The 13,868-nt window shown below is 40.4% G+C and carries 9 protein-coding genes; 6 read left to right on the top strand and 3 right to left on the bottom strand.

The features are described from left to right. The first annotated feature begins 658 nt into the window (after positions 1-658). Positions 659-2,251, top strand: a complete 1,593-nt coding sequence (gene focA, locus ACWXWT_RS17175) for a formate transporter FocA (protein WP_456042795.1) — start codon at positions 659-661, stop codon at positions 2,249-2,251. A gap of 583 nt (positions 2,252-2,834) precedes the next feature. On the opposite strand, the gene ACWXWT_RS17170 is transcribed toward focA, so the two are convergent. After that, positions 2,835-4,940 (bottom strand): TonB-dependent siderophore receptor, encoded by a 2,106-nt coding sequence (locus ACWXWT_RS17170; protein WP_456042794.1) that lies wholly within the window; start codon positions 4,938-4,940, stop codon positions 2,835-2,837. Between the two features lie 262 nt (positions 4,941-5,202). On the opposite strand from ACWXWT_RS17170, the gene ACWXWT_RS17165 reads away from it, so the two are divergent. From ACWXWT_RS17165 to ACWXWT_RS17150, 4 genes are all read left to right on the top strand, one after another. Further along, the gene (locus ACWXWT_RS17165; RefSeq protein ID WP_456042793.1) at positions 5,203-6,387 is read left to right on the top strand and encodes a PepSY-associated TM helix domain-containing protein; all 1,185 of its coding nucleotides are present in this window, start codon (positions 5,203-5,205) and stop codon (positions 6,385-6,387) included. Further along, entirely contained in the window at positions 6,387-6,854 is a 468-nt protein-coding gene (locus ACWXWT_RS17160) for a hypothetical protein (RefSeq protein ID WP_456042792.1), read from the top strand. Before ACWXWT_RS17165 ends, ACWXWT_RS17160 begins: the two co-directional genes overlap by 1 nt. 681 nt (positions 6,855-7,535) lie before the next feature. Further along, positions 7,536-8,366 carry a substrate-binding domain-containing protein gene (locus tag ACWXWT_RS17155; RefSeq protein WP_456042791.1) on the top strand — a complete coding sequence of 277 codons (831 nt, stop codon included), beginning with the start codon at positions 7,536-7,538 and terminating at the stop codon, positions 8,364-8,366. Between the two features lie 10 nt (positions 8,367-8,376). Then, the gene (locus ACWXWT_RS17150) at positions 8,377-10,578 is read left to right on the top strand and encodes an EAL domain-containing protein (RefSeq protein ID WP_456042790.1); all 2,202 of its coding nucleotides are present in this window, start codon (positions 8,377-8,379) and stop codon (positions 10,576-10,578) included. Positions 10,579-10,741: 163 nt separating this feature from the next. Here ACWXWT_RS17150 and ACWXWT_RS17145 read toward each other — a convergent pair whose 3' ends face one another. Both ACWXWT_RS17145 and ACWXWT_RS17140 read right to left on the bottom strand, forming a co-directional pair. After that, positions 10,742-12,178 (bottom strand): DUF4145 domain-containing protein, encoded by a 1,437-nt coding sequence (locus ACWXWT_RS17145; RefSeq protein WP_456042789.1) that lies wholly within the window; start codon positions 12,176-12,178, stop codon positions 10,742-10,744. A gap of 32 nt (positions 12,179-12,210) precedes the next feature. Beyond that, positions 12,211-12,933, bottom strand: a complete 723-nt coding sequence (locus ACWXWT_RS17140; RefSeq protein ID WP_456042788.1) for a hypothetical protein — start codon at positions 12,931-12,933, stop codon at positions 12,211-12,213. Between the two features lie 170 nt (positions 12,934-13,103). On the opposite strand from ACWXWT_RS17140, the gene ACWXWT_RS17135 reads away from it, so the two are divergent. After that, positions 13,104-13,649: a DUF2780 domain-containing protein gene (locus tag ACWXWT_RS17135; RefSeq protein WP_456042787.1), complete on the top strand. Its 546-nt coding sequence runs from the start codon at positions 13,104-13,106 to the stop codon at positions 13,647-13,649. Positions 13,650-13,868: the final 219 nt, after the last annotated feature.

The raw sequence follows: 13,868 nt of genomic DNA, 5'->3' as shown, positions 1-13,868 counted from the left end.
TGGCGGTCAGATGCTGGAGGTAGAGTAACGCAGGAGCTTGTTACCGAGGATCACTATTCGCTTCAATCATCTGCCTTGCCTACAGCTCTTTGAACTCCCGCTGAAAGATCACATATTTAATAGGATTAGTATAACTCAATAGGGGTGTTTACCAGCAGTACAGCAAGTTAAATCGATTCATCACCCAACCTTAAAATTTGACAGCCCTTACCATAATCATGCAATGATTCCGTTTGCATGTTAATCACACATATTGCATTTTTTCCTTCTTCTACAATCCAATTCGTCTGCGCCAAAATCCTTACCATTAAAAATTGATACTGGGTATCAGTTTTATTTTGCGGATGTAACTAAGCCTTCACGGTCTCATAACACTGCCTTTTGTGAAGTCGATACCTCTTTTTACGCGCATTTTCGTTTGCCATATTAGCGTTGCTAAATCGCTTAAAAAACTCATTTCAAAGCCCCGCAATGCGCTAAATCGCCCATCAGTTTTATTGATGCTTTACCTAAGAAAGTCTCAATATTATTTTACGTTTTATTCTGTATTCTGAAATTGCACAAACAACTCAACAAACAAACTCAAGGAGTTATCAATGTACATAGCAGATATGAATCCCCCTCCATTTGGGGTCAACAATGCATCGTGGAAGACATCATGAAAGGGCATCACGCCCAAGAGGCGCCGCAGCTGATGAATATCAGGCAAATAAGTCACCTTGCCGTAGTTGATAACCCCATAGCAATAAGCCCTTTTGAAAAAGCGGCTGAATATGGCCAGGCTAAAGTAACGAAACACTTTGGGCAGTCATTTGGCCTCTCAGTATTTGCTGGTGCATTCATTGCGTTAGCATTTGTCTTCTACCTTACCGTTACCACAGGATCGGACCAGACCTCATGGGGATTAGTCAGGTTTAGTGGCGGCATCGCTTTTAGTTTAGGACTCATTCTCGTTGTTGTGCTCGGTGGAGAGCTCTTTACCAGTACCGTACTAAGCGCTATTGCTTGGGCACAAAAGCGGGTCACAACCAAGCAACTACTGAGTTGCTGGATGCGCGTGTATGTTGGCAATTTATGTGGCGCAATGCTGATACTTATATTGGTCATGATGTCGAAAATGCATGCTCTAGACAGCAACGCATGGGGGCTCAATGCACTGCATGTTGCACAACACAAAATTCACCATGATTGGAGTCAAGCATTTGCGCTGGGGGCATTATGTAACTTACTTGTATGTCTCGGTGTTTGGATGACATTTAGCTGCAAAGACGCTCTAGCTAAATCATTACTTCTTATATTGCCAGTTGCTATGTTCGTCTCTAGCGGCTTTGAACATAGCATAGCCAACTTATTTATGGTGCCACTTGGCATCGCGATTCAACACTTTGCCGGAAACGAATACTTCATTGCCTTAGGAATCATGCCACACGTTTTTGCGGACCTTACCATCAGTAACTTTGTACTTCATAACCTTATTCCGGTAACCCTTGGCAACATTCTTGGGGGCGCAGTATTTGTCGGTCTAGGTTATTACTGGATAGAAAATACACCTACAAAAATGGCTGATGAGATGGCATCACTACACATTAATCCCATCAAACACACACAAGATTACACGCAAAGCACATCTATCTCAGATCCGTTTCAACAATCAAATATTACGTCACAAACTCAACATCAACCTAATCAAGAGTACTTAGCCATGAAAAATAAAATCCAAAAACTAATCGTTAGCGATCTAATGGACACTAAACCGACCACGCTTTCTGTTGATACTACGATTTATCAAGCGCTTACTTTGCTATCAAATAACAATCTGCGTAATGCCCCAGTGGTCGACCATAATAATCAGTTATTAGGCTTTATCTCAGAACAAGATTTAATGCGCTCACTATGGTCTGAAGAATTTGCTTCAAAATTGCCCATTTCAGTAAAAGACATTATGCAAACCAAGATGCTCACTGTCGCACCAACAGAAAAAGTGGCTCAGTTACTTGAGTTTATGGTGGTGGATAAAAAGAAACTATTTCCTGTTACAGATTCAGGCATGTATATCAGCGGTGGTTATCAAAGTTACGAAGAACGTTTACGTGATGCATCAGCAGCGGTACCAAGTGCATACCCAGTGGTTGAAAATGGCCGTCTATGTGGCGTCATCCGCCGCGAAACGCTATTGCAGGAACTCTCAGCATTCTATAGTACAAAACACGATGAAGTTACCCAACCAGCTGAGCAACAATCTGTAGCCTAGACAAACGGGTAACCTCATCTTGGTGGATGACAAATGGGCTTAGTTAATAAACTTACCCTTAGCTTTATGCCCAGGGCGCAGCGTCTTATACCAATCCTATTAAATATGTGATCTTTCAGCGGGAGTTCAAAGTGCTGTAGGCAAGGCAGATGATTAAAGCGAATAGTGATCCTCGGTAACAAGCTCCTGCGTTACTCTACCTCCAGTACCTGACCGCCATGGATGGTGGGAATGTGTTATTTTTTATGGAAAAAAATAGACCATGCAGTCGTATTTTGAAAGCATCTAACGAAGCATAAAGGACTTTGAAACCCGCCAGAATGGAGTCTCTCAGGTTTTTCAATTCAAGGCACATTTACAAATTGAACATGATAAGAAGACAAAGAGAAAGTAATAGTTTTGGTATTACGCAAACGAAAAATAGCATATTTGCTCTCCCCCTGAACTCATTAGAATTTAAATCGATTTAAAGGAAAACCATTTGAGGAATCTAGCTTTGCAAAGGCTCAATAAAAAACGCATTAAGCTAAATAATACAGCTTAATGCGTTTTTTCAATCGCCATTATCTACAATATTAATAGCTTAGAAGTGGTAAGTTAAGCTAACAGAACCGTTTACTGGTGCGCCGTAATAACCGATAGTAGACAAACTGTTAATGTATTTCTCATCGGTCAAATTGTTAATATTTGCTCTTAGATTAAGATCTTCAGAAATATCCCAACTTGCGAAAGCATTAACCACTGCATAGGCATCTTGCTCGACATTGTAATCAACGTTTTTGGTCTTTGACTGCCATCTACCACCAAACCCAATAGCCACTTCGGGCAGTTGTGGTAATGTATAATCTACCGAGAAATTAATAACATTGCGTGCAGCCCACTCATTTGCCTCTTCCCCTTCATCATCTTCTACATCTAGAAGCGTATAAGCAAACACGGCATTTAAGTTGTCAGTTATGCGTCCAGTCATCTCAAATTCAAAACCTTTCGATTCGACATTGATACCTTTGTAATAATAATTTCCAGCAGCATTTAATCCAGCGTAGCTTGCAAGGTTATTTTGTTCTGCACTAAAGACCGCAAATGTTGCCATTAAGTCATTATCAAGCCACAGGGTTTTTACCCCTAGCTCGTAATTTACGCCTTTAGTAGGAGCTAAAAAATATCCATCGTAATCATACTGCTCTTGAGGTTGGTAAATATCTGAATAGCTAAAATAGGTATTGATATCATCTGTGATGCTATATACAACACCGGCATATGGACTGATTTCACTCTCGTCGTTATCAATGTCTACACCGCTATTAATGCCTTCTCGAGTATATTTAATAGCATTGAAACCTGCGACTGCAAATATGTTGTCTGTGACGTTTATCTTAGTCGAGCCATAAGCGCGTAGTAAGGTAACATCGATATCGGAATATTCAACTTTATCGCCCCACTCAGGCTCTGGGATTGCATCCAATCCATAAGGAAATGCAGGAGTAGGTCCATAAGCAGCTGTAGTTGCATAGTCGAATGGATGTTGGTACATATACTTTTTACTTTGAGAACCGCTCAACCCTAATGTTAGCTGATGATCTCTGCCAAATAAGCTGTAATCTCCTATGGTGGTGATGTCCAAAATATCTGCAGAGAAATCCGTATCATAACGACCAGGCCAACCTCCTAATCCTAAACCGGTTTCTTTATCAATGGTCCCAGAGGCATAAAATAACTTACTTTGATCTTCTACACCTTGATGATTGTAGGCCACTTTAAGGTCCCAATCATTCGGTAAAATATAAGCATATTCAACAAAAGCAGTTGTATTGATAGTGTCCCACATCGTCCATTCTTGCGTAGTGGTTGCACTCGTATCCCATTCGGCTTGAGTGCCGTCGGTATAATTAAATACTAAACCACCCCATGTGTTACCATCAGTATTGGCATCTTGGTATGAAAAACCAAACGTGAGTGTAGAGTTATCAGTTAACTGTCCGTCAACGACTCCATAAATATAGCCACGATTATTTTCAAGACCATCTAAGTATGACCCTTTGTCCTCAACAACAGCAACAACCCTAGCAGCCCAACTTCCACTTTCTGTTAAAAGTGCTGAGTAATCCGCTTGTACACGTTTAAAGTCATCCGAACCGTACGAAACACCTACTTCACCTTCATTTTCATTAGTGGGGCGTTTACGCACATAGTTAATCGTACCAGCAGAATTACCTATTCCGGTGAGTAAGCCATTTGCTCCACGAATAACTTCAATTTTTTCATAACCATAAGATTCCATTGCACCGGTAACAATCCCCCAATCATTCGGTAAACCTACACCATCAATTTGGGTACTCTTAATCTCAAAGCCGCGAGAAGTATATTGAGTTCGGTTCGTTTCCCATTCTTCAACATTAATACCAGTGGCAAGTCTCAGCACGTCATTAAGGTTATTAGCCCCAAAATTTGTTATTTGTTCATTGGTGACAACACTGATTGACTGAGGTGTCTCATCTATTTCCATGGTTAAACCAGTAGCGCCCTGGCTAACTCGCTTATAACGAACACCTAAAATTTGTATTTTTTCTATATTTTGTTCAATTTTTTCAATATCTTGCTCTTGTTCAGCAGCAAAAGCGTGCGGTTGTACTAGAAAGCCCATAGCCAAAACCAATGATGAAAGTGCATAGGTGTGTTTAGGTTTCATGTTTTGCCTTATATATTTCTTTTTCTAGCGAAGAATAAAATTAACAGCTATGGATAAAATAGCCACCAGGCGGCAATGGTATTAACAACGATTATCATTTGCAATAGCATCAGCAAATTCTCTTATTGAAAATGCGACAATTAACACAAAAGTTTAGAAATGATAATAATTATCACTCAATAATATTGAAATCTGTCATTGAACCTATTAGCATGCTCGGGGATGTCGTCTTTTAAAGCTCGCGGAATAATTCGGAACACACATGGCAAAACTTAGTAATCGCTTTTGGTTTAAGCTTCATGGTTGGTTTTCATTACCCATATGGATAATCTTTTGTTTTGTCTGCCTCACGGGGACCATCTCAGTTATCAGTCATGAATTAACTTGGCTTACTAATCCAGAATCACGCGCCAATAACCCACAAAATCTAGCTGAAAAGCCCGCATCAGAATTAGTTGAAATTGTGCAACAAGCACACCCAACGGCAAACATCACGACAGTAATGAGTTTCGAGTCGTATTTGGTTAACGCGGTCATTTTTACAGACAGCGACAAGCCTTACGCTATCGCCTATGTCAATCAATACACTGGTGAAATACAAGCAATCAATGTTGGTATGACCTTTACTAACTTTATGCGGTCGTTGCATGGTTGGCTGTTATTTCCGTGGCAAAATAATTACAGTTGGGGCTATTACATTGTATGTTCGATGGCAATCGTTATGTTGGGGGCGCTCACATCAGGGTTGGTGATTTATAAGAAATTTTGGCAATCTTTTACCCAACCCAAATTACGTGTAAACCAAGGTAAAAAAACACTTCTGACCGATCTACACCGATTAGCAGGTGTTTGGTCTATCTGGTTTTTGATGTTAATGAGCCTTACAGGCTTATGGTACTTAACTCAAGCCATCATGTGGCAAAACCATATCGACATCGATCCTCACCCCCCCTTGGTGGAAGTAAGCCAACTTCCGGCCATAACGGCAACCCCTCCAGTGAAACCATACACCTTAGCAAATGCCTTGAATATTGCAGAACAAACATTTCCAGATTTCAAAAGTACTTATATTATGCTTCCAGAACATAATCGAGATACTTATAAAATTTTTGGCGAAGGCGATGACATTTTCTATGACCAATACTCATACGGTGTAGCCGTTAACCCTTGGACAGGAACCGTTGAAAGTGAAAGAACCCCTACAACCATGACCACTTTGCAAACGTTATCTCATATCGCCAATCCTCTACATTACGGCACGATTGGTGGACTGTGGACAAAAGTGATTTGGTTTATATTTGGTATTTTCTTAACGGGTATGTCGATTACGGGATTTCTGATTTGGGGAAGCCGCACAGTAAAAGCAGCAAGAACCGATAGCCTCGATTCGTTATCAAAAACCACTCCAGAACCGTTTAAACAACTAGTCCCGCAGGATGATAACTAATGGCCCGTATTAACAACACTATATGGAATCGTTACAAGTACAAAATAAATGGACTACTGTTAATTTTAACTTGTTACTTTTTATATCAATCGCTATTTCCTAAATTCCCTGACGCCTGGGAAACCCAAAATCTTGGCTCCTTTGAAATAACACCGATACCTTATAACCTCGATCCACCGTATCTACATGATGGTACTTACACTAAAGACTTTTTACTGTTATTTAATAAAGGAAATGTAGACGATATTCGTCAAGCATATTTCAATATCGGTACAAAACCACTACCACTGGCTAAACTGCAACTAGGAGATGCGGGTATTTTACACGGAAGTCAGCATGGACAAGAAGTACACGCTATCGCCCCTAAGGCATTAACCCCAGAGGACAAAGCTTGGTTAACCATCGAGAGTTGGCAAGGAGAACAGAGCGTAATCAGCTGGAATATACCCAGCGTATTTTACCCGTAACACGTCTCTCACGTTAACTCACCATAACCGCAGACGGGCAACATGCAGTAACAAAACCAGTTGCCCTATTAACAATGAACCACTACATATTTTTATCATCGGCAAGCGTTATCGAGGGTGTAGATAGTGGATAAAGCCGCAACCTAAGTCACAACACCGATCCATCCGTTATAATCGCTAAATGTTAACATCCACACTCCACTCTTGACCTTATGCAGTTATTTTTTAATATGATTTTTATAGATAGCTCACAATACCAATAACATGGCAATGTTACATTTTATTATGAGGTTTATGTAGGTCATATTTTGTACTTAAATCGACTAATGAAAACCAATACTATCGCCAAAAGAAGCAGTAGATATATTATTGATTGATTTAACGTAAAAATATAACCATTCGCTGTATATAGACTAATCTTATGTGTACTAGTCTTATACGTAATAGTCATCACTCCAGAACACAACACTCATCACCTTGAGCATGTGAAGAGTTTACATTAGCTAAATCGCTTATGAATAGCGTTACAGTTGGTAGTGAGATAAATTCATAATGATGGACAAACTATTTGAGTAAATAATAAGCCTGGTTGCATAAAACAGGGGTTAAACACTTACCGCACTTTTAAGTGATTGATCGTATTGTGGATGTCATTCTCCATAATTTAAAAAGAGGGTAATTATGTTTTTAACATGTAAAAAATGGATAACCTTTTCCTGTTTTTCGCTTGCTTCTATGGGCTATTTAATCTGCTCATCAGCATGGGCAGAACAAATCATCATCGGTGGTACAGGAAACGCCCTCGGCACAATGCAGCTAATGGCCGACGCCTACCAAAAATTGAATCCAAGCATAAATATTACCATTCTACCCAGTATTGGCAGTAGTGGTGCAATAAAAGCGGTGCCAAGTGGAAAAATCGATATTGGACTAAGCGCCCGCCCATTCAATAATAGTAAGCAGGCTTCTGAAACAATCGTCATTGAATATGCCCGCACCCCCACCGTTATTGCGGTATCTAACAATTTACATATCAATGATATAACCACCGACCAACTTATTGATATTTATGAAGCAAAACAAAAAGAATGGCCAAATGGAGAACTGATCCGGCCAATCATTCGTCAAACAAACGACGATAATACCAAGCAGCTGAAACAACTGTCACCAACCCTTGAAAAGGCTATCAACATCGCAGAGAAACGCTCTGGGTTGTTATTTGCTTCAACTGATCAAGAAGCTGTTAATAAGATTGAAATCACGCCAGGCAGTTTCGGTGTAACGACTTTAGCATTAATCCTTTCTGAAAAAAGATCGATTCATGCTCTAAACCTAAACGGTATTCACCCCACGGTAGAAGCAGCCATTGCAGGTGACTACCCTATTGTCAAACATCTGTATTTTATACTTCCCAAAAATATTCCGGTTCATGTTGCTGATTTTATTAACTTCGTTCAATCTCCAATAGGAAAAGATATTTTGGAGAAAAACGGAAATTATATACCTGACTAGGTTGAATTAGATGTTATCGACACAAGATACGCGATTAGCAAAAACCTTAACTCATTACGCACTTTTAATTTCCTTGTTGGTCGGTATTAGCCTGCCTGTGGGCTACGTACTAACCGCATACAATAACCTATCACAGTCACTCAGCTTTAAAGCTAAAATTAAAGCTCATGCTCAGGCCGATCTAATCACAACGCTCCCCTACACATGGATGTATGCAGAAAACCGCTTACAAGGAGTGCTCAGTAGAGAGCCTGTTTTGTTGGAAAACGAGTATATTCAGATACTCGATCAAGAAGGTAACGTCGTCACTACATCTGGAAATCAATTAACAAGCTTTAGCGTGCAACGGAGTTATCCACTTTATGACATAGATAAAGTGGTTGGGAAAATCATTATTAGCGCGTCACTGTCTACCATATATAAAAATACACTTTTGGCTATTCTCTTTGGCTTGGTGTTAGCGTTACTTATTTTACTTGTGCTGCGATTGCTGCCAATTAAGGCGTTACAAAGAATTTCTGATGAACTGTATGCAGAAAAAGAGCGAGCTGTTACGACACTACATTCTATCACTGATGCAATATTACTCTCTGATGTTAAGGGAAACCTTATCTATTTAAACCAGCCTGCAGAAATAATGCTTGGTAAGCCTCTTGCTGAACTACAAGGAAAGCGGATATCAGACCACCTACAACTTACAGATATGCACACTGGTTTTTCCATTAGCAGTGCCCTTCAAGAAACGCTAGATTCCGGCAATGTGGCCACATGCAACGAGCGCAGTATGCTCGAAATACCAGGCAACCTTAAAATTGCCGTAGAAGAGCGAGCTGCACCCATATTTGACAGGCAAAGTAAATTAGTTGGTGGTGTTTTATGTTTACGTGATGTCACTGTCGCCCGAGAACATCTTGAACGGCAGTCCTGGGAGGCCAAACATGATTTATTGACTGGATTAGTCAATCGTCGTGAATTTGAACATCGTGTAAAAAAAGCCATTGATAAAACCAATGAAAATGGTCAAAAATTCATCGTCTGTTACATGGACCTCGACCGTTTTAAAGTTATAAATGACACATGTGGGCATGGTGCAGGCGATGATGTGCTCCAACAATTATCTCGTATCATGTGCTCACAAATACGAGCAAGTGACACACTTGCCCGTCTTGGGGGCGATGAATTCGGCCTTCTTCTTGAATGTTGCGATGATGATAGAGGAGAACTCATTGCTCAAACCTTGCTAAGATCAGTTGAGAATTTTAAGTTTAATTTTGAGAATCAAATATTTACAGTTGGAATAAGCATTGGTCTTACTGCAATCGTTAACGCTAACTTTAACTGCAAAGAAGTTATAGGTCAGGCTGATTCTGCCTGCTATTGGGCGAAAGAACAGGGACGTCATCAGGTATGCCAGTACAAAGAAAGTGATATAGAATTGGCTGATAGGAGAAGCCAAACAGGATGGGTAGGACGTATTAACTCCGCGTTAAAAGACAATCGTTTCATTTTGTACCATCAGACCTATCGCTCTCTCAGTTCAGATGATGGATCATGTTTACATTTTGAGGTCTTATTAAGAATGATATCAGAGGAAGGTGAGATCATCCCTCCAGGTCTTTTTCTTCCTGCGGCCGAGCGATATAACTTGGTCCCTGAAATTGATCGCTGGGTCATTAATAGGGTTTTGTCTGGATTTCACATATTACAAGAAAACCACAAAGATAAGACCTTGATGGTCAATATTAATCTTTCCGGTGTATCAATTAACTCACTTGATTTACTTGATTTTATAAAAGAAAAAATCACAAAATATAATGTAGAGCCAAAATGCTTGTGTTTCGAAATAACAGAAACTGCGGCAGTAAAAGACATGCGTTCGGCAATCGAGTTCATCACGGCTTGTAAAAATATCGGAGTCAAATTTGCGCTAGATGACTTTGGCACTGGCACAAGTTCTTTTGGATACTTGAAAAGTCTCCCTGTTGATTATCTCAAGATCGATGGCAGCTTTGTGCAAAATTTAGAGCATGATGCAGTCGATCGAGCAATAACCGAAACCATTAACCAAATAGGTCATATCATGGGAAAAACGACTGTTGCTGAATTTGCAGAAAATCAATCAATAATAGATATTCTCGACGACATGGGAGTTGATTTTGCACAAGGTTACGGCGTTTGTCGACCAATACCATTATTCCCTAAAAATGACTGATCAAATACCTAGCTTGGCCTAAAAGTATTGGGCAATGGACAGATAAGGATCCAACCATTGTTTCAACGATAAGCCTCATATTGAAACCAGAGTGGCACTGATTAAGCACATAATGAATAGAATTGATGCTAAATAGCTTTAACTACAGTGAAATAAAGCATCATTATTCGAGTAAACGCTTGGCTTGTTGCAAAGCGGTCAACTCATCATCTGTAGGATTGAGTGCAATGACACTTTCAATTTGTATCATTAACGACTGCCATAACGGTTCGATGACTTGCAATTGAATATCGTTAGCGTGCAGCTTAGCTTGTTGTAATAAATATGCCGCTTGCACCACATCAATACGTCCTAAAATGCCGTCAGCTAACGCCACACTAAGCTCAATCATTGCGGTAACATTACGGCCATATTTAATAACTTCATGTAAATAGTGTTCTGCAATCTCAAGTTGTTGTTTGCTGGCGGCATCGTTATGCAAAATATCACTACCGCAGCGCAACATTGCATCTAATTGGCCTTGCTCGGCCGCTTCTTGCATCCATTTGTGGCTGACGGTGATATCAATCTGGCAACCTAGACCTTGTTCAAGCATCAATGCTAAATGATATTGTGCGTGGGGATAACCGGTTTTCGCGGCTTTACTGACCCACAAGAAAGCCTGTTCGAATTGCTGATTTTGATAAAACAACACCCCAAGATTAGACATGGCCTCAGCATTTTCAGCATTAGCGGCCAGTGTCAGCCATGTTTCAGCTTGATTAAGATCGACGTCAAATTGTTCACTGCCCACCAGATAAAAGAACCCTAACAAAGCTTGTGCATTGACCACACCATGTTCTGCGGCTTGCGCGATAAACTGCTCACCTTCGGTTGAATTAGCTGTACCATTATAGCCATGCAGCAAACTAACACCATGTTCGAATAATGCTGCTTTATGTTGGCCAGACGCAACAAAAAACCAATGCGCAGCTTGTGAAAACACATCCGCGGAGGTTTGTTCAGCAGATGTTAACCCTGATGAACTTGAGTTTGGAGTATCAATATTTTGCGCTAGAGCGCGCTCCTGCTCTTGTAACATCAAACCTTTAGCTTTAAGCGACATCCCTACCAAATACTGAGCTTCGGGCTCATTTTTCATGACGGCGCGATAACACAAGTCGCGACCAGCGAATGAATCAAATGCTTCAAATTGATAATGGGGAGCGGTGCGTTTATGTAAAGGTTTATACAGTTTTTCAATTAGCTGCAATATATGGTGGATCGACTTTTCAGCAATATTAATTAGCTGAACTTGAGTTAAATGATATTTTTCGGGATGCGCGCCGCGATTCCCGTCACTACGCAGTCGGTGTAATGCCCGCACAGCAGAAACATCAATAACCCGCTGTTGATTTAGCTGCTCAATGCGATCATATAAATTTGCAGAGTTGAATATGATGCCGTGTTGTTGAGCTAATTGGGCCGCTAACTTGTGAGTAAAACTTCTAATATACACTAACGCTTGGGTAGGAATATCACGAACATAACTTTTGGCTAAACGGTAATCGTCACTCAACTCAGCAGAGAAACCATCAATAAACTCAATATCATTTAACAATGGGCTCTCCTTTTTGAATGTCGGTAAAATGTTTACCCTTCCGCTTCATTTGCATCCGGAGTTTTACGGTTAACCATATACAATCTAAACAAGGCGATATTGACGAATAAGCCTAAAAACGAAAATGTGGTCTCAACGAGCAACTGCAGTGAAAAACCAACTTGCATCGCCACTTGTGAAAACATTCCCGCCAACAGAGACAAAGGCACGTATAACAGTAATACCGCGATCGTTTTCAGGGTCATAGGGCCGCTAAACTTAAAGCTACTCTTAATTGCTTCTAAAGGTGTTAAACGCTCTACTACTACCATAAAGTTCACATAAGCGAGGCGAGAAAACAAATACAAACTAACAATTAAGCCAATCAACCACAGTGGGCCAAATGCAGCAAAAATCATCACCGGCGCTAAAATCGCCAAACCAGAAAACACTCCCGCCAGTAATAATGGCGGAACAAACGGTAAGCTTGCCGCTAAAATTTGCCCAGACGTAAGCTCGTGCCCCTGAGAGCGTAACTCTAAAAACAATGTTAACGCAGCAATTAAAAATGAAAACACCAACAATAGCACCATCATTGCTGCAGCATGAATAGCACCAAATTGTGGATTTTCAATATCTGCCTGGATCATTTCATTACCTAACCAAAGTTGAATAACGACTTGGATTAACAGTAACGGCAAAGTCAGTGTGGCCAGCTGACGGATGTGGTTTCGAAAAAAGTTAAATGCTTCAGTCAAAATTGCAAACAATGACATGTGGGTTCCAGTAATCTATTGACGACGAATATTGCGCCTAGGATACCCAAAAAAAGCACATTTTGCACAAGTCTAATGATCAAAAAACACGATCACCTGTCGCATTTACGTAAATCAGGTTAAAATGACGCCAAAGTTTAAATATCGCGCCACATTACAGGACACGAATAATGAAATTAACAACCGTATTACCCGCACTAGTTACTGTCTTTGCGTTCTCTGCACCAGCATCTGCGGGTTGGTTAGACAGCGTGACTGAAATGACGAAAAAACCAGTGACAGAACAAGCTAAAACAACAGTGCAATCTGAAGTAACTGAACAATCAAGCGCTTTAGTTGGCAGCGTTATGTCACAACTTGGTTTGTCTCAAAACCAAGCTGAAGGTGGGCTAGGCTCGCTACTCAGCTTGGCACAAAGCAATTTAGGTGATAATGATTTCAGTCAATTAACCAGCAGCATTCCTAATGCAGACAGTTTACTTGCTGCAGTGCCTGCATTGTCGTCAGACAGTGGAATGTCAGGATTATTATCAAAAGCGGGCAGTTTAGGTTCTGCATTACAAGGTAGTGCGATGGTATATGATACTTTTGAAAAACTGGGAATTTCTAAAGAATATATTGCCCCTATGGTTGATATCGCTAAAAACTATCTACAGCAAAGTGGTGGTGACGGCACGGTTGATTTATTAATGAAAGGTTTGGGTTCAGTTTTATAACCCTACTTATACCAATCCTATTAAATATGTGATCTTTCAGCGGGAGTTCAAAGTGCTGTAGGCAAGGCAGATGATTGAAGCGAATAGTAATTCTCGGTAACAAGCTCCTGCGTTACTCTACCTCCAGTATCTGACCGCCATGGATGGTGGGAATGTCTTATTTTTTATGGAAAAAATAGACCATGCAGTCGTATTTTGAAAGCATCTAACGAAGCATAA

The organism is Shewanella sp. A22 (genome assembly GCF_053850585.1).
Note: the sequence above shows the minus strand (reverse complement) of the source record. Positions and strands in the feature narration are given on the sequence as shown.

What these genes read in the sequence shown, in the direction of transcription:
- focA (WP_456042795.1), top strand. Translation starts at nt 659, where the DNA reads ATGAAAGGGCATCACGCCCAAGAGGCGCCGCAGCTGATGAATATCAGG.
- ACWXWT_RS17170 (WP_456042794.1), bottom strand. Translation starts at nt 4,940, where the DNA reads ATGAAACCTAAACACACCTATGCACTTTCATCATTGGTTTTGGCTATG.
- ACWXWT_RS17165 (WP_456042793.1), top strand. Translation starts at nt 5,203, where the DNA reads ATGGCAAAACTTAGTAATCGCTTTTGGTTTAAGCTTCATGGTTGGTTT.
- ACWXWT_RS17160 (WP_456042792.1), top strand. Translation starts at nt 6,387, where the DNA reads ATGGCCCGTATTAACAACACTATATGGAATCGTTACAAGTACAAAATA.
- ACWXWT_RS17155 (WP_456042791.1), top strand. Translation starts at nt 7,536, where the DNA reads ATGTTTTTAACATGTAAAAAATGGATAACCTTTTCCTGTTTTTCGCTT.
- ACWXWT_RS17150 (WP_456042790.1), top strand. Translation starts at nt 8,377, where the DNA reads ATGTTATCGACACAAGATACGCGATTAGCAAAAACCTTAACTCATTAC.
- ACWXWT_RS17140 (WP_456042788.1), bottom strand. Translation starts at nt 12,933, where the DNA reads ATGTCATTGTTTGCAATTTTGACTGAAGCATTTAACTTTTTTCGAAAC.
- ACWXWT_RS17135 (WP_456042787.1), top strand. Translation starts at nt 13,104, where the DNA reads ATGAAATTAACAACCGTATTACCCGCACTAGTTACTGTCTTTGCGTTC.